Consider the following 17,399-nt stretch of genomic DNA (forward strand, 5'->3'; position numbering starts at 1 on the left):
GAGATGGATACCGATCAATGGGATCGGTGCATGGATGATGCGCCGAATGCCTTGATTTATGCCCGCTCGTGGTATCTCGATAAGGTTTGCGACCGTTGGGATGCATTGGTGATAGGTGATTATCGTTATGTAATGCCGCTTACTTTTCGTCGAAAGCTTGGAATTAGCTATTTGTATCAACCCTTGTTTTGTCAGCAGTTGGGGATCTTTCCAACTCCGACCAAAGAAATCAGTCAACAGTTTATTCAGGAAGTGGCCCGGCTATTTCCATTTGCAGAAATCAACCTGAATGCCATGCAGCTGCCAGTTGAAAGTATTGGAGCGTATGAAGAGCGCGAAAACTTGATGCTGTCGCTGCAGAATCGTTACGAGCTGATTGCCGGAAACTATTCTAAACATGCCAATCGTAAGTTGAAAAAAGCCCGTAAGCAACAACTGAATTTGGTGAGAAGCATTTCGGCCGAAGAATATATTCGTTTCAAAAAGAAAAATTTGCAGGTCCGCTTGTCGGAGAGGGAATTGCAGAAGCTACGAAACATTCTGGCTTTTTCATTAACTCGCAGTTTGGGGCAGATTTATGGTGTTTACTCTTCAGACAACCAACTTTGTGCGGCTGCTTTTTTCATTCGGGATAAACACCGAGTGACCTACTTGAATGCCGCCAACAGTGCGGAAGGCAAAAAATATCAGGCGATGTATTTTCTGATCGATCGGTTCATTCAGGAAAATGCCGGCAAAGACTTTCTGTTAGATTTTGAAGGATCGCAAATTCCGGGAGTTGTCCGGTTGTATAAAGGTTTTGGGGCCACCCCCGAAAAATACCATCACTATCGGTTTAACCGGTTGCCATGGTGGCTAAAATGGTTTAAAAAATGAATTTTAAAAGCAAAATATTAACGGTGGCAGCCAAGCCACTTTCCGTTGCCCGTTTAAGTTCGGGGGAGGAGGTGCCTGTGTTGCTTCCTTTTTATCACTTAGTGAGTGATCGGAAACACCCGTTTCAGTACAACTACCGTTTTCCATCCATCAGTCGTTTCAAAAAGGATTTGGATTTTTTACTGGATCATTTTGAACCCATATCGCTTGATGAGCTACATAAGGGACATAGTCTGAGGAATACTTTTCACCTCAGTTTTGATGATGGTTTGCGGGAGTGTTACGAGGTTATTGCCCCTATTCTAAAAGCGAAAGGTGTGCCGGCTACTTTTTTTATTAACCCGGCTTTTGTTGATAATCACGATCTTTTTCATCGGTACAAGGCCGCGGTGCTCCATCAATTCTTTGCAAAGCAAGGGGTTTCCTCTGATTTGCAAAATACGTATGCCGACTTGCTGTCGCTGGATCAGATGGCGGAAGATGTGGGGTTGGATTGGGAGGCGTATTTGCAAAAGGAAAACCCATACATGACTTTAGAGCAGTTGCAGCAACTGGAAAAGGATGGCTTTACGCTGGGGGCTCATAGCTGGGATCATCCGGAGTTTTGGCTGTTGGACGAGGAGCGTCAGCTTGATGAAATAAGAGAAAGTATGGAGTGGCTGACCGCTAATTTTTCGCCGGCGATTAAGGCGTTTGCTTTTCCGTTTACTGACGATGGTGTGTCGCGTTTTGTATTCGATGCCATTAGGCGGGAGCGCTTGTGCGACTTGACTTTTGGAACGGCCGGACTAAAGCTCGATCCGGAAAAGAAACACTATCAACGATTGGCCATGGAGCAGGAGGGGTTTGATTGCGCCAGCCAACTGGTGAAAATGGAATTTTTGTCGTTTCAGCTGAAACGATTGGTCGATAAACATGTGGTAAAACGAGAATAGATAATGGAATTGAAAAAGATTCGGTTGCGGGAGTTAGAAACTTTCTTGGGGAGTGATTTTTTTCGGGAATTGGAAACAAAACCCATCAGTCCTGCCCGGGTAGCTTCTTACGTTAATAATCCGCATGCGGAGGCGGATGATCCGGTTCTTTACCTGTTTCACGATGACAACAAACTGATTGCCTTTCGATCCCTTTTCTCTGCCGGCTTGATGAATCAAAGCAAGCGAATTGCCTGGCTGAGCGGCAGCTGGGTTCATCCTGATTATCGACGTAGGGGGTATTCCACACAATTGCTAGCTGAGGTAATGAAAGATTGGGGTGACCGATTACTGTTCACCAACTATGCACCCGCTTCGCTTCAAGTCTATTTAAAATCGGAACAGTTTACGCCGATTTTTTTGGAAGATGGTCAGCGTTTTTATTTTTTTGTCAGAACCGCTGATTTGTTGGGTGACCGTTTTAAAGGAATGACTTTTCTCTTTAAGATCGTTGATTTTTTCATTTATCTCTTGGCTAGCTTGATGCGCTTATTGTACCATCCTCGTCGCTGGAAAAAGCTTAATATTGATGTGTTAGATTTTCCGGATGCGGCGTGTTACAAATTGGTAGAAGCTAAAAAGGATGGTTATTTGTTTGAACGGGGGCAAAAAGAGTTGGAATGGATTTTTGCCTATCCCTGGGTTTCAAGTTCGAATAAGGAATTGATTGCAGATTATCCATTCTCGTCTTTTGCCAGGCAATTTCATTACAAGACTGTAAAATTCATGAAGGGGCGACGTCTGATTGGCTTTCTGATCTACTCCATTCGCGACGGACATTTAAAGACGGTTCATATGCAGTTACCTCCGGATTCGCTTCGGGTTGCCGCGCGTTTCCTGATTCAACTATCGGTCAGGGAAAAAATTGAAATGCTGACAATTTTGGAACCAAAACTGGCTAAAAAGATTCAGAAACATGCGAACCCATTTCTGTTTCATAAAAAAATAGAACAAGGAATTTATTCTTCTTTCCCTATTTCTGCGGCAATGCGTAAGATTCAAGATGGAGAAGGGGATTTTATCTTCACGTAATCTCCTCCAAGAAGAAAAAAATCGTTATTTTCGGCAAAATTTTTTGGACATGAAAGTTATCAACCTGAGCGAATCGAATTCCATTTTCAATCAATACATTGCAGAAATACGTGATCACGAAATTCAGAAGGATCCTCTTCGATTTCGGAAGAACTTGCAGCGTTTTGGCGAGATATTTGCGTACGAAATCAGCAAAACACTAGATTTTAAAGTAAAAGAAGTTAAAACACCACTAGGTGTAGCTAAAGTTCCGACGCTGCAGCAGCAGCCGGTATTGGCAACTATCTTACGGGCCGGCTTGCCTGTTCAGCAAGGGTTGCTGAATATTTTTGACCGGGCTGAAAACGCGTTTATCTCTGCTTACCGCAAGTACGACGATCAGGGCAAGTTTCATATTGAGTTTGAATACCTGGCATCTCCCGACTTGAATGAAAAAGTGGCGATTCTTTCCGATCCCATGCTAGCTTCAGGTGCATCTATTGAAATGGGGTATAAAGCGCTTTTGCAGAAAGGTGATCCTACTCATGTACACTTGGTTGTTATTATTGCCAGTAAAAAAGGAGTCGAATACGTTCAGGAAAATATAAAGGCTAAGAATGTAACACTTTGGGTTGGTGCTATTGACGATGAAATGACCGTAAAGTCATACATCGTTCCCGGATTAGGCGACGCCGGTGATTTGGCTTTTGGACCCAAAGCTGATTCACACTAGAAAATAGCGAACAAACAATATAATCGTTTATAAAAAGAAAAAACCGGGATCTTCCCGGTTTTTTTATGTCTTCAATTGATTGGATCATTTTTTTACTCGGTCCGTTCCTGAAATTCGCCTAGCTTTTTAACGAATATATAAATGGCGAAAATCCCCAGCAGGGTATGTGCCGTGAGTGTGTACATGATGTACTCCGGGTGCCCTGCAGATTCATAGATTCCCATCAGCCAGGTATAAACACCACTGAGTGTGGCCCCGATGAAGGTGGCCAGAAAATTGGTACCCATGTATAGACCCGCTTTTTCTTTGGGGGCAATCCACATGATGTATTCCTGAATTCGTGGTGAGGAAATCATTTCGCCTACCGCAAATAAAAATACACCAAGAAATACCAGTCCACTTGCAGAAGTCACGGAAAGTCCCAGCACGACAAACCCGGAAGCTGCAATCAGCATGCCTATCATAAAGGATGGAATGGCTGCTCGTTTTTCAAAAATTCGAGAAATGAGCAGTTGAAAAACAATGATGATGTAGCCGGTGTGCGAGATGGCTTCTGCGTTAATCCGCCATACGCCGTCTTCTTGACTCGAGATGAACTGTGCGATTCCGGTGCCGGTTACCATGCGAACGGATTCGTAAAGCGAGACGGTATTCAGGTATTCGTTGATGTAAACTGCCAGCACATTGAAAAAGGCCCAAAAGGGAAGCCAGAAAAAGACTCCCAGCAGGATTAGAAAACTCAGGAATTTGATGTCGGAAAGCGCTTCGCCCATCTCTTTGAACTTTTGGCGAAGGGTAACTCCTTCCAGTTCCCGGTCGGGTTCTTTATAAAAAAGCAGGGTAATAATAAACATTAACCCCACGGTGGCGGCAGCGGTGTAAAACACATAATCCCATGACCAGCCGCGTAGTTTCCCCATCACGATGGGACCAAAGGAGGCGCCCAGGTTAACCATCTGGTAGAAAATGCCAAAGCCCAGCGTCTTGTTGGTCGAGTCGGTAGTAGCTCTTACCGTAGAAGAAATCAGGGGTTTAAAAATACCGGCAGCAAAACCAATGGTCAGCATGGTCAGGGCAATCCCATTGAACGTTTGGGTTAATATAAGCAGTAAAATGGCCGGAAGATAGGCCATGTACGAAATAATCAGCATCTTTCTGAAGCCGTACCGGTCAGCAAAAGTTCCTGAAAACAGCGGGATCAAATAGGAAAGAGCCAGGAAAATACTTTGAATGGCACCTAAGTCTCCTTTAGAGAATCCCAGTTGGCCCAGGTAAATTCCAAAACTCATGTAAATACCATAGTAGGCAAAGCGTTCCAACACTTCAATGGTGTTTGCTACCCAAAAAACTTTAGGGAATGGTGTTCGTTTGGCCATCGCGTTTTTTTAAGATTTTAGTTCGAACTAGTTGTTTAGCGCAACAAGTTAGTATTTTTTTGAAAGAACTTATTCTGAAGGAAAATGGAAATGTTTGCTGTGTTGATGAATCAGGCTTCCAGTTTTTTGACCGCCAGCTGGTCCGGGCATTCCGAAAGCAGCTGATCCACTGTTTTTTTGAAAACGGGATGAATGAATCCGGGGGCAATTTCAGCCAGCGGTGCCAGTACGAACCTACGTTCGCCCATGCGTGGATGTGGGATTTCAAGCGTAGAACTTTGCATCTCGAGTTGATCGTAAAGCAGGATGTCGAGGTCTATTAGGCGCGAGCTGTATTGCTCCGCATGACGCACCCGCCCCAGACTATGTTCAATCTGTTGAGTTTTTTCAAGCACGGTCTTAGCTTCTAAGTTGGTTTCAAGCACCACTACTTGGTTCCAAAACAAATCATCCGACTCAAACCCCCAGGGTTCGGTCTCATATATGGATGATTGTTGGACGATTTGCCCAACCGATGCTTCCAACAGCGCAACAGCCTGATTGAAAATCATTTTTTTGTTTCCTAAGTTACCTCCTAAAAGCAAAAAAACCTTCGCCATGTTTAGACTATTATTGTTACGAATTGTGTATTTTCGTACATATCCATAAAAAATACAAAGTTAGAAACGACAAGATATAATTTAGCATTATGAAGAGTTTTTTGAAGTACACGCTGGCAACAATTGTGGGTGTGATGATTGCCGGGTTTTTAATGACCATTTTATCCATTGGGATTTTATCGTCTTTAGTTTCTATGAGCGAGAAGACTGTTGCGATCAAAGATAAGACCGTTCTGATTCTTCGCCTGGAACAGCAAATTGTAGAGCGAACCAATAAAAGTCCTTTTAGCGATCTGGATCTCCCCGGCTTTTCAGGTACTAAAGAAATTGGCTTGGATGATATTCTGAGCTGCATTCAGAAAGCCAAGACAGACAATAAAATTAAAGGGATTTACCTTAATCCATCAATGGTAAATGCCGGTCTGGCTACTGTGGAGGAAATACGGAATGCCTTGCTGGATTTTAAAGAAAGTGGCAAATTTATTTACGCCTATGGCGAAGCGTTGTCGCAAAAAGCTTACTACCTGGCATCGGTGGCCGATCAGGTGGTGATGAATCCGAAAGGTATGTTAGAACTGAAGGGGCTGAGTGCCCAGCGCTTGTTTTTTAAGAATGCGCTTGAAAAAGTAGGCATCGAAATGCAGGTGATCCGCCATGGGAAATTTAAAGCGGCTGTTGAGCCTTACCTGCTGGAAAAGATGAGTCCTGAAAACCGCTTGCAGACAGAGAAATACATTGGCAGTTTGTGGAGCCAGATGTTGGAAGATATTTCTGCTTCACGCGGAATTTCGGTGGAGAGACTGAATGACCTGGCTGACGGGGTGACGACCTTTCAATTGGCCGATTACCTTTTAGCAAATGGCTTGGTCGACAGCTTGAAATATAAGGATCAGGTAATCGATGATTTAAAACAACTGACGCGAACCCGTGAAAGCAAGGATGTCCGCTCGATTGATGTGGATGATTATGCGCGGGTGCCTGCACCAACGGACGGAAAAGGCTTGGCACGTGATAAAATTGCCGTGATTTATGCCAGTGGTGGTATCGATATGCCCGGTTCCGGAACGGAAGGGGTTGACTCGGAGGAATTGTCCCGCGCTATTCGTCAGGCTCGTCGCGACAGCTCTATCAAAGCCATCGTGTTACGCATCAACTCACCCGGAGGAAGTGCCTACGGTTCGGAGGTGATTTGGCGGGAGGTAAAACTGGCTGCGGAGACCAAGCCAGTAGTTGCATCGATGGGGGATGTGGCTGCTTCAGGCGGTTATTACATTGCTGCTGCTGCCGATACCATCTTGGCCGATCGGACCACCATTACCGGTTCCATTGGTATTTTTGGGGTGATTCCGAATGTCGGTGAGCTGATGACCGATAAGTTGGGTATTACGCAGGATGTGGTGAACACCAATGCGCATTCCGATATCTTATCGCTTACCCGTTCGCTTACAAACTTCGAAAAAGCACTGATGCAAAACTATATTGAAGAAGGTTACCGAACGTTTACCGGGCGCGTAGCCGAAGGTCGAGACATGACTATGGAGGCGGTTGATGAAGTGGGGCAAGGACGGGTGTGGGCTGGTCCTGATGCCTTGGAAATTGGCTTGGTTGATCAGTATGGTGGCGTGAATGATGCCATTCAGCTGGCGAAAAAATTGGCCGGTCTGGATCGTTATCGTATTAAGTCGCTGCCCGAAATTAAAGATCCTTTTGAAGAATGGTTGAAAGAGATGTCGGGATCGGCACGCATGTGGTTAATGCAGCAGGAGCTGGGCGAAGCTTATCCGGTTTATCAGCATCTGAAACGTATTAAACAAACGCGCGGTGTGCTGGCCCGCATGCCATATGATATTCAGCTAGACTAAGGTTAACTTGGGCAGGTTCGGTTTTTTTAAGTGTTGGCCCAATAACTATTCCGGTTGGTAAACAAGACTAAAATGAGAAGTTGTTCCCGTAGCAGCTTCTTTTTTTATGTGCGAATTTTAATAACTTCGTAGAACAAAATTCAACTATGCTAAAAATTTTATTATACCCTTTTTCATGGATTTATGGTTTAGTCGTTTACATCCGAAACAGCCTGTATGATTACAAAATATTCAAGTCAACCGAATTTGAGATACCGGTTATTTCCATTGGTAACATTACTGTAGGAGGAACCGGTAAAACGCCTCATACCGAGTATCTGGTGGAGTTGCTGAAGAAGCATGTACAGGTGGCTACGCTTAGTCGGGGTTACAAACGCAAGACCAAAGGGTTCCGGCTGGTGGAAACCAGTTCGCAAGCCCGGGAAGTAGGAGACGAGCCGCTTCAGATTAAGCAAAAATTTCCGGAGGTAACAGTAGCTGTTGATGAAAAGCGCGTGCGCGGAATTCAGGAATTGCTGAAAGATGAAGCCAATTCACCTGATGCTGTTTTGCTCGACGACGCCTTTCAACACCGCAAAGTTAGTCCGGGAATTAACATTTTGCTGATCGACTATAATCGTCCGATCGATAAGGATGAACTGCTGCCGGTGGGCCGCTTGCGCGAGCGTAAGTACCAGCGCCGGCGAGCCAACATCATTGTGTATACCAAATGTCCGGATGAAATTACACCGATTACCCGACGGATCATCATGAAAGATGTCAACCTTCGGCCTTATCAGTCCTTGTATTTCACCACCATGGTTTACGGCGATCCCATGCCCGTATTTCCGGATAGTGTTCAACAACCGCTTGATGAGGAAGAGTTAAAGCGGCCGGTTATTCTACTGTCGGGGATCGCGAATCCACAGTTGTGGCAGAAGTACGTAGCCGGGCGGTTTGCGCTTATTGATGAGCTGATCTTCGGTGATCACCATCATTTTACAGCCAAGGATTTAAAAATGATTGAAGAGCGATTGGCTAAGTATCAGGATCGAAATCCGCTTATTCTGACAACGGAAAAAGATGCCATGCGACTTCGGGATGAAACAAGCTTTCCGGATGCGATTCAAGCCCAGTTCTATTATATTCCACTGAAAATTAAATTCCTTGATCACGAAGGGAAAAGTTTTGACAAAACAATTGTAGGCTATGTTAAAGACAATAGAAGTAACCGCGAATTACATAAGCGAACGTATCGAAGGCAAAGTTGAAGTAGGTATCATTCTGGGCTCCGGATTGGGCGGCCTGGTGAATGAAATAGCCATTGAAAAGAAGTTCCCCTACAAGGATATTCCGAACTTCCCGGTATCGACGGTTGATGGACACAACGGCACCTTAATTTATGGTGAGCTGGGGGGTAAGAAAATTCTGGCTATGCAGGGACGTTTTCATTATTATGAAGGCTATTCCATGAAGGAAGTGACCTTCCCGGTGAGGGTGATGAAGAAATTGGGTGTCAGTAACCTGATTGTTTCTAATGCCACCGGAGGGCTGAACCCCGACTACAAAGTGGGCGACCTGATGATTATGAGCGACCACATCAACATGTTTCCGGAGCATCCGCTGCATGGCAAAAATGAAAATGAGCTGGGGCCACGCTTCCCCGACATGAGCCAGGTATATTGCAAAGAACTGCGCGATCAAGCCAAATTCATCGCCCTGAAAAACAAAATTGAAGTGAAGGAAGGGGTGTATCTGGGGGTGCAGGGACCAACTTTCGAAACACCGGCCGAGTACAAAATGTTCCGCATTTTGGGTGGCGATGTGGTGGGCATGTCCACCGTTCCCGAAGTTATTGTTGCCCGCCACATGGATATGAAGGTGTTTGGCATCTCCATCGTAACTGATAGCGGAGTGCCTGGCGAAATTGTTGAAATATCGCACGAAGAAGTGCAGGAAGTGGCTATGCGTTCTGAGCCTTCCATGACCTTGATCCTGACCAGTCTGATTGCCCGTATGGGATAATGATGTATGGAAACCGGAGAAGGGAGAAAGCTGAACCTGAAACTAAAAACAACAACAAAATCAAATACAACCGATGAGTACAATAAAAGTAGTTGCCCGCTTTGCGGTAAAGGATACCCAATTTGATCCTTTCTTAAACTTAGCGAAAGAGCTGGTTCAGGGGACCTTAAAAGAAGAAGGATGCATCAACTATGAGTTGGTGCAGGACCGCCAAAGCCCCGAGGTGCTGATGATGGTGGAAGAATGGGAAAGCAAATCGCTATTGGATAAACATATGGCGTCGGAACATTTTACACGAATTGTTCCCCAGTTGGTCGGCTTGGCGGCAGCAGAGCCTGTTATTCATGTTTGTAAGAAACTGGCATAGGGCGGAGAGCAAAGCGGAATTGACGATTCCCGGAAGAAAGGAGAAAGGAAACCTGGCATCTTCTGTACTTGTGCACTAATAAACGTAAACAAGGCTCAGGCGAAGGCACTGGAGAGTTGACGCTTATATTCTATTTCTTGCGTTGAGTGGATCAAATATTCTTAAGTCTAGTGTCTAAAATCTAGTATCTAAGAGTCTTAGTTCTTATTTTATGAAATTACCCGATTACACAGATGTGGTTCAAGCGCATGAAAGGATTCGGTCCCTGGTGCATCGTACGCCGGTGCTCACTTCCTGTTCGCTTAACGCAATAACTGGTGCCCAGCTGTTTTTTAAGTGTGAGAACCTGCAAAAAGTAGGTGCCTTTAAATTTCGGGGAGCCTGCAATGCGGTGTTTTCATTAAGCGACGAGCAGGTGGCGAGTGGGGTATGCACGCATTCCTCCGGAAACCATGCGGCAGCTTTGGCTTTGGCAGCGCGGATGCGAGGAGTCCCCGCTTACATTGTGATGCCCCGCAATGCCCCTTCCATCAAGAAAAAGGCGGTGGAAGGCTATGGTGCTCAAATCACCTTTTGTGAACCTACGCTGGCCAGCCGCGAATCAACACTGGCCGAAATAGCGGCTAAAACCGGAGCGACAGAAATTCATCCGTACAACAATTTTGAGGTGATTGCCGGACAAGGAACAGCGGCCAAAGAACTGCTGGAGGAAACAGGGCCGCTGGATATTCTGCTCTGCCCCATTGGTGGAGGTGGCCTGTTGAGTGGAACTTCCATTGCCGGGCGCGAGCTGAACCCCAAAGGCTTGGTGATTGCTGCCGAACCCGAAGGAGCCGATGACGCCTATCGCTCGTTTCATGCCAACAAGCTGATTCCGTCAGTCAACCCCAAAACCATTGCCGATGGCTTGCTGACCTCGGTTGGCGAAATGAATTTTAGCATCATTCAGCGCAAGACCGATGAGATTGTCACCGTTTCGGAACGTGGCATTGTGCAGGCCATGCGCATGATTTGGGAACGTATGAAAATCATTGTGGAACCATCTTCTGCTGTCCCCTTGGCAGCCATTCTCGAAAACAAGGTCGTTGTAACCAACAAGACGGTAGGAATCATCCTTAGTGGCGGAAATGTAGACCTTGACAATTTGCCGTTTTAAGCGCAAGGTTTTTCTGAGGCGTTGGTCCCAACCATACCCCGAATTGACCATTTGTCTTTGTTGCACTTTGCAGGGGCACGATCATCGTTCAAAAAGAAGCGGATCGGCTGGCCTTTTATCCAGGAAATCCTATTTTTGCCTCATAAAGCAAAATAAGAAAAATGAAAACGAGCCTATTTGTCTTTTTGTTGACAGCCCTTTTAGTGGGCTGTACTCCAAGTTCAACAACCGAATCTGATTTCGACCCGCTGCAGTATGTCGATCCCTTTATCGGGACCGGTTTTCACGGGCACACGTTCCCCGGGGCAACCGTTCCATTCGGGATGGTTCAACTGAGTCCCGACACCCATATTATGGGATGGGATGCCAGCAGTGGTTATCATTACGAAGACTCCACTATTTACGGATTTAGCCATACCCACTTAAGTGGTACGGGCATTGGCGATTTGGGCGATGTCCTGCTGCTTCCGTACTCCAATACCGATGAGCAAAAGCCTGTTGGCGCCTTCGACAAGAAGGACGAATCGGCGACTCCCGGTTACTATCAGGTGCAGCTCAAAAACTTCGGTGTTACCGCCGAGCTGACGGCTACAAAGCGGGTTGGCTTCCATCGGTATAGTTACGCAAAAGCTTCGGAAAGAAAGCTGATGCTGAACCTGGGACACATCCTTCAACCCAACTGGGGACACCGCATTGTTGAAAACTCGTTCCGCAAAATTGATGATAAAACCCTGGAAGGTGTGCAGAAAACAAGTGGTTGGGCCAGCGATCATCTGATGGCTTACCGCATTGAGTTTGCCGAGCCTTTCGAGCAATTGACTGTGTATTCGGAAAACGAAAAAACCAATAAAAGCGAACTGACAGGACGTGATATTCAACTGCATTTTCAGTTTGCCAATGCTGAAGAGCCCTTGTTGGTTAAAGTGGCCCTTTCGGTTGTAGACGAAAAAGGCGCTGCACAAAACATGCAGGCCGAATTGCCGGGCTGGGATTTTGAAGCTACGGTTGCCCAGTCGCAAGACGAATGGAGAGCGGCCTTGCAGGGCATTGAAATCAGTACCGATGACCAGGACGTAAAAACCAACTTTTATACCGCGCTGTATCATTCCATGATGGCGCCTTTTACGTACCAGGATGTTGATGGCCGCTACCGGGGAATGGATAAGAGTATTCGGACAGCTCCTGAAGGATTTACCAACTACAGCGTGTTTTCGTTGTGGGATACTTTCCGGGCTTTCCATCCGTTGATGACCATTATCCGCCCTGAAAAAGCAGGCGAATGGGCCGAGTCGCTGGTGCAGAAATACCGCGAAGGAGGCTTGTTGCCTAAATGGCCGCTGGCTTCGAATTACACCGGAACCATGGTGGGTTATCCGGCCACTTCGGTTCTGGCCGACGCCCTTACCAAAGGTTTGGTTCCGCAGGCCGATCTAAAAACTTGGCTGGAAGCGGCTGTCACCTCATCAACCTACCAACCTGAATGGCTGGAAAAGGTGAAGGGAACACGCGAAGAGAATGTGATGTCGAAGCATATTTATTTCAAGGAGAAATATGGTTTTGTACCGGCCGACTCGATTTCTGAATCGGTGTCGTATGGCGTTGAAATGGCTTATTACGACTGGTGTATTGCCAAAATAGCCGAGGCAGCTGGCGATGAGGAAACAGCCGCGCGTTATTTCAAGAAGGCAGAGAACTACAAACTGTATTTTGATGAAAGCACCGGCTTTATGCGCGGGAAAAATGGCGATGGAAGCTGGCGTACTCCTTTTCAACCCCGTTTTTCGGAGCACGAAAGAAGCGATTATGTAGAAGGGAATGCTTACCAGTGGAGTTACTTTGTGCCGCACGATATTGAAAACCATATCGCTATGTATGGCGGGAAGTCTAATTTTGAAACCCAGCTTGATACGCTGTTTACCACCAGTTCTGAAATCATTGGCGAAAATGCCTCGGGCGATATTACGGGATTAATCGGGCAGTATGCGCATGGAAACGAGCCCAGTCACCACATGGCTTATTTGTACAACTGGACCAATTCACCCTGGAAAGCCCAGAACTACCTCGACCAGATTTTGCATGATTTTTACTTGCCTACGCCGGCCGGAATTATCGGTAACGAAGACTGTGGTCAAATGTCGGCCTGGTATGTGCTCAATGCCATTGGATTTTACCAGGTTTGTCCGGGTGATCCAACCTACACCATTGGCCGTCCGATTGTTGATCAGGCTAAAATTCAGGTGCCGGGAGGTGTTTTTGAAATTGTGGCCCACCAGAATTCAAGAGAAAACAAATACATTGAGAAGTTGGTACTGAACGGTACTGAGCTTGATAAACCATTCTTCACGCACGATGAGCTGATGCAAGGTGGAAAGCTGGAGTTCTTTATGACTTCCAAGCCGGTGGCTTATTTCGGCGAAGCAGGGGTAACAGAGTAATGGTGTTGGGGTGTTCCTCCCGTTTTTGAAAATAAAGGGATTTTAGATATCCTGAACTAAAGATAAAAAAGCCTTCAATCCAGAAGGCTTTTTTGATACTCAAAGGTTTTGGTTTGAGGAGGATTGCACATTCCTGTTGAATGAAAACGGGTTAAGATCGCCGGGGAAGCTGTGGGATAGTCCTAAGAATAGGTTAGCAGTCGGAGAGGTTTAAGGCAATAATATTGCCAGAAATAAAAAAGACCGCTACAGGGAGTACTGGAACGGTCTTTCTCATTTTATCAAGTATGTGTTAACGTTTGGTGATTTTTGCAGCAAATCCACCACCTGGTTTAAGGTCGACGATCAGCTTTTTATTGCCAGGCAAGGGGGTGATTTCATGTTTGTAATCTCTTGCGGCACGGTCTGCATTGATTCCATCGCTGAATAGTTCGAGTTGGTAATCTCCTTCACCTAAAAAGGACAGATCAATTTCAGCTTGCCGTTCCTCCCAGTTGGTCAATCCACCGACATACCAGGTGTCTCCTTTTTGTCGTGCCAATAGAATGTATTCGCCAATTTTTCCATCAATTTCAAGGGTTTGATCCCATACGGTCGGGATATCAGCAATGAATTGCGTGCACTCTATCTCGTTGAGGTAGTTCGATGGATTGTCGCAAAGCATGTTGAATGGCGATTCAAAAATGACATATTGAGCCAGTTGGCGGCACCGGGTACCTTGGCTCATTGGTTCGCTGTTAATGGGGCGGTAGTTTGCATGGGTAGCATTCCGCATGGCTCCTTGGGTATAATCGATTGGTCCGGCCATCATGCGTATAAAAGGCATGGTGACATCGTATGTTACCATGTCTACTTGTTGCGGCGACCACTTTAACTGCTCTAAGCCAAACACTCCTTCAAAGTTGATAACGTTGGGGTAGGTGCGTTGTAGTCCGGTAGGCTTATAGGCCCCGTGGAAGTCGATCATGAGCTGATAGCGAGCAGCCGTTTCCGCACAGCGGTAGTAGAAATCTACCATCGCCTGATCGTCCCGATCCATGAAATCAACCTTAAAGCCTTTGACTCCCATTTCTGAATAAATGCGGCAAACATTTTCTAAATCGCGATCCATGGCCCAGTATCCAGCCCATAGAATGATGCCAACATTTTTGCTTTCGCCATAGCGAATAAGTTCTTCAATGTTTATTTCTGGAATCACCTGAAGCAAGTCTGCTTCCTTGTTTACAGCCCAGCCTTCATCCAGAATCACGTATTCAATACCTTGCTCAGAAGCAAAGTCAATGTAGTACTTGTAGGTTTCGTTATTGATTCCGGCGCGGAAATCCACACCATAAATATTCCAGTCATTCCACCAATCCCAGGCTACTTTGCCGGGCTTAATCCAGTCGGTATCCTCCAGTCGGGAAGGAGCTGCTAACTGGTACACGAGGTCATTATTCAACAGTTCCTTGTCGCTGCTTGAAATGGCCAACACTCGCCAGGGGAAACTACGTGCTCCTTGTGTCTTGGCAATGTAATTTTCTCTTTCGGTTACAAGTTGCTGCAATTCGTTGTGTCCGCCCTGGATGGTCGTTTTAGGATAAGGAGCGGAAAGACCGGTTAGGGACGTTTCGCCGGTTTGATTAATTAGGTAGAGGCCGGGATAGTTTTCTAGATCAGCTTCGGTGAAGCACAATTTCTTGCCGTTATTAAGCTCAACAACCATCGGTAAGAAGATCATACGGTTCGGGTTAATTTCGCTGATTTTTAGATGAGTGTAGGTGTTTTCGAAGGAGTTGAAAAACTGTTGCTCAAAATTTTCAGGGTTGATCTTGTTAACATAGGGAAAGATGGCTTGATTATTCTGGCTAAAGTTGAGTTGTACTTCTTCTTGGGAAATGAATAGTTCTTCCTTTTCAGTAGTGACAAAGCGGTATGCAACTCCCTTGTTGTAGGCTCTGAAGATGAGACCGTAATTTCCTTTAAAGGTTAGCTCCAATTGATTATAGTCATCCTGAATTTCACTTTTTTTGTAAATAGGAGTGCTAATTATTTCATTGATGCTAGTTCTCTTTTGGTTTTTTAGTTTCGGGTCTTTTCCCCATACGGATCCATTGGTTAGGGTTATGGAAAGGTTAGAAGGTGCCAATACTTCGGTTTGCTCGTGCGTAACGGAGTAACTTATCTTACTTCCAATTTCAACTTGAATCTTCAGCTTACCGTCGGGAGACTTTAGTAGGAGAGACTGGGCAAATCCAGCGAAGGAAATGACGGCAAAGAAAAGTAGTAGTAATGGTCTTTTCATAATTTGTTTAGTTAAGTAATAATTGATTGAGGTGCTAATTTACTACTTTAAAGAATTATCTGAATAGTGAAAAGTATTTTAATTTCCTTTATGTCAGTCTGAAGGATGGATTATATATTATTGGTTTATAGTGACAATTACTCAGCTTTTCATGGGATGCTTGTATTTTGAGCAAAAAAAAGTATTGAGGGAATGGAATCCATCAATACTTTTCAATGTTGTTCTGGTGCTTTCTTTATTTTGTCTTGATCAGTGCTTGCCCAACGGGTAAAATGGTGCGTTTGGCCAAATCATTCAAAATAATAGCTGCCATCATGTACCAGGCTGAGAAGGCACAAACAATCAGAACGACTGCCGCTACCTGGTTCATCACCGGCCATCCGAAATGCCCTAAATCGAGGAAGATGAAACCAAGTAAAAGGGTGGTAAAGGTGATAAACATGGCACGGTGAATGAATAGTGTTCCGATCCAGAAAATGAAAGTGAGCAAGGTCCAGCCAAGCAGGAAAAAACCGACGTCGGTATGCGACGACTTGTAAATCCCCAGATGGTTGAACAGCCAGATCAGTCCGAGGCCGATCCAGAATGATCCGTAGCTTGAGAAAGCAGCAAAACCAAAGTTATTGCCTGTTTTTTGCTCCAAAAAACCGGCGACCAACTGAGCCAGTCCACCAAAGATGAAACCCATGGCCAGTACAGGGCCCAGGCCGCACCATCCGAGGTTGTGAAATTGAAGCAGAAGGGTTGTTAAACCGAATCCTGCCAAGCCTACTACGGCAGGGTTTCCTAGTTTTGTGTTGTTCATTAACGGGTGTTTTAGTTGTGTGTTATTTTTGATTTCGGCGCAAAACTAAGAATTAAATCGAGTTACCTAACGGGCTATAGCCTACGGAGCATGGTTCTTCTATAGGATTAGTGATTTGGTAATATTTGACAGGCAGTTAAAGCTTTCAGAAACAATAGATGAAGGCCATGAACCCTTTAATTTGTGTTGTGGGCTATTGTATTTTTGGGTATTCCAGGCCTTGTCATGAAGATATACAATGCTGCTCCGGTTTGTTTAAGTGGAAATGCAATAGCCATAAAAAAACCGGCCTAAGCGATAGCGAACAATCATCAGGCCGGGTGTATGTATGGAGGTGTTTCTTTGTTATGTGCTTGGCTAGCCAATTTTAACCTCTACCGGAGTTTCGCGGCTAAGGTTATCCAATACCGGGCTGCGTTCGGCCATGATGCTCTTCCATTGTTCCACTGTTTGGGCATCGGCAATGGTTTCGGGTTGCAGGCTAATGCTAATGCTTTGGTACCCGGCGCGGTCTTCGGTAGGCATGCCAAATAGTTTCATGGGGTTAAGCTGCCCTGTGATGTTAATCTTCAGGTCGGTTAATTCCATCTCCAGTTCGTGCGCCACCTTGAAGCCCAAGATATGCATGCATCCAGCCAGTCCGCTCAAGATGTACTCCACCGGGTTGGGAGCCTGGTCGGTTCCACCCAACTGGCTAGGCTCGTCGATTAGCACATTGAACTGTCGTACTTTTATTTCAGCAACAGAATTAGATTTTGTTGTTGACGCTACGTCAAAATCGATTATTTGATCTTGTAATGTTTCCATCTGAAAAGTTTTAATTTAATACTTTTACAAAACTAGCGCTTTAGCCGCGGGCTATATCGTCTGCGGGCGTGTATTAAGAAATAGCCAAGGGTGTAATTTTACACTCTGTT

The 17,399-nt window shown here is 45.5% G+C and carries 15 protein-coding genes; 10 read left to right on the plus strand and 5 right to left on the minus strand.

Annotation, left to right across the window (positions count from 1 at the left end; genetic code table 11):
* Positions 1 to 3: 3 nt before the first annotated feature.
* The 4 genes from ACUNWA_RS00765 to upp are packed head-to-tail and all read left to right on the plus strand — an operon-like array spanning position 4 to position 3,594.
* A complete protein-coding gene (locus tag ACUNWA_RS00765) occupies positions 4 to 876 on the plus strand; it encodes a hypothetical protein (protein ID WP_445589960.1) in 873 nt (290 codons plus the stop codon).
* A complete protein-coding gene (locus ACUNWA_RS00770) occupies positions 873 to 1,811 on the plus strand; it encodes a polysaccharide deacetylase family protein (protein ID WP_445589961.1) in 939 nt (312 codons plus the stop codon). The genes ACUNWA_RS00765 and ACUNWA_RS00770 overlap by 4 nt, the downstream gene beginning before the upstream one ends.
* Before the next feature lie 3 nt (positions 1,812 to 1,814).
* Complete coding sequence (locus tag ACUNWA_RS00775) at positions 1,815 to 2,882, plus strand: GNAT family N-acetyltransferase (protein ID WP_445589962.1); 1,068 nt, start codon at positions 1,815 to 1,817, stop codon at positions 2,880 to 2,882.
* A 49-nt stretch (positions 2,883 to 2,931) separates the two neighbouring features.
* Positions 2,932 to 3,594 (plus strand): uracil phosphoribosyltransferase, encoded by a 663-nt coding sequence (gene upp, locus ACUNWA_RS00780; protein ID WP_445589963.1) that lies wholly within the window; start codon positions 2,932 to 2,934, stop codon positions 3,592 to 3,594.
* 92 nt (positions 3,595 to 3,686) lie between these two features.
* On the opposite strand, the gene ACUNWA_RS00785 is transcribed toward upp, so the two are convergent.
* The gene (locus ACUNWA_RS00785; protein ID WP_445589964.1) at positions 3,687 to 4,970 is read right to left on the minus strand and encodes an MFS transporter; all 1,284 of its coding nucleotides are present in this window, start codon (positions 4,968 to 4,970) and stop codon (positions 3,687 to 3,689) included.
* A 110-nt stretch (positions 4,971 to 5,080) separates the two neighbouring features.
* A complete protein-coding gene (folK, locus tag ACUNWA_RS00790) occupies positions 5,081 to 5,569 on the minus strand; it encodes a 2-amino-4-hydroxy-6-hydroxymethyldihydropteridine diphosphokinase (RefSeq protein ID WP_445589965.1) in 489 nt (162 codons plus the stop codon).
* A gap of 89 nt (positions 5,570 to 5,658) precedes the next feature.
* On the opposite strand from folK, the gene sppA reads away from it, so the two are divergent.
* From sppA to ACUNWA_RS00820, 6 genes are all read left to right on the plus strand, one after another.
* Entirely contained in the window at positions 5,659 to 7,431 is a 1,773-nt protein-coding gene (gene sppA / locus ACUNWA_RS00795) for a signal peptide peptidase SppA (RefSeq protein WP_445589966.1), read from the plus strand.
* Positions 7,432 to 7,577: 146 nt separating this feature from the next.
* Positions 7,578 to 8,681 (plus strand): tetraacyldisaccharide 4'-kinase, encoded by a 1,104-nt coding sequence (gene lpxK, locus ACUNWA_RS00800; protein ID WP_445589967.1) that lies wholly within the window; start codon positions 7,578 to 7,580, stop codon positions 8,679 to 8,681.
* The gene (locus ACUNWA_RS00805; protein WP_445589968.1) at positions 8,620 to 9,435 is read left to right on the plus strand and encodes a purine-nucleoside phosphorylase; all 816 of its coding nucleotides are present in this window, start codon (positions 8,620 to 8,622) and stop codon (positions 9,433 to 9,435) included. Before lpxK ends, ACUNWA_RS00805 begins: the two co-directional genes overlap by 62 nt.
* Positions 9,436 to 9,508: 73 nt before the next feature.
* Entirely contained in the window at positions 9,509 to 9,802 is a 294-nt protein-coding gene (locus ACUNWA_RS00810; RefSeq protein WP_445589969.1) for a putative quinol monooxygenase, read from the plus strand.
* A 211-nt stretch (positions 9,803 to 10,013) separates the two neighbouring features.
* On the plus strand, positions 10,014 to 10,958 hold the full coding sequence (locus ACUNWA_RS00815) for a pyridoxal-phosphate dependent enzyme (protein WP_445589970.1): 945 nt from the start codon (positions 10,014 to 10,016) through the stop codon (positions 10,956 to 10,958).
* Positions 10,959 to 11,119: 161 nt separating this feature from the next.
* On the plus strand, positions 11,120 to 13,393 hold the full coding sequence (locus ACUNWA_RS00820) for a GH92 family glycosyl hydrolase (protein ID WP_445589971.1): 2,274 nt from the start codon (positions 11,120 to 11,122) through the stop codon (positions 13,391 to 13,393).
* A 292-nt stretch (positions 13,394 to 13,685) separates the two neighbouring features.
* On the opposite strand, the gene ACUNWA_RS00825 is transcribed toward ACUNWA_RS00820, so the two are convergent.
* From ACUNWA_RS00825 to ACUNWA_RS00835, 3 genes are all read right to left on the minus strand, one after another.
* Complete coding sequence (locus ACUNWA_RS00825; RefSeq protein WP_445589972.1) at positions 13,686 to 15,677, minus strand: glycoside hydrolase family 97 protein; 1,992 nt, start codon at positions 15,675 to 15,677, stop codon at positions 13,686 to 13,688.
* 235 nt (positions 15,678 to 15,912) lie between these two features.
* Positions 15,913 to 16,482, minus strand: a complete 570-nt coding sequence (locus tag ACUNWA_RS00830) for an acetate uptake transporter (protein ID WP_445589973.1) — start codon at positions 16,480 to 16,482, stop codon at positions 15,913 to 15,915.
* Positions 16,483 to 16,839: 357 nt separating this feature from the next.
* The gene (locus ACUNWA_RS00835) at positions 16,840 to 17,289 is read right to left on the minus strand and encodes an OsmC family protein (RefSeq protein WP_445589974.1); all 450 of its coding nucleotides are present in this window, start codon (positions 17,287 to 17,289) and stop codon (positions 16,840 to 16,842) included.
* Between the last annotated feature and the right edge of the window lie 110 nt (positions 17,290 to 17,399).

The organism is Sunxiuqinia sp. sy24, from assembly GCF_052677165.1.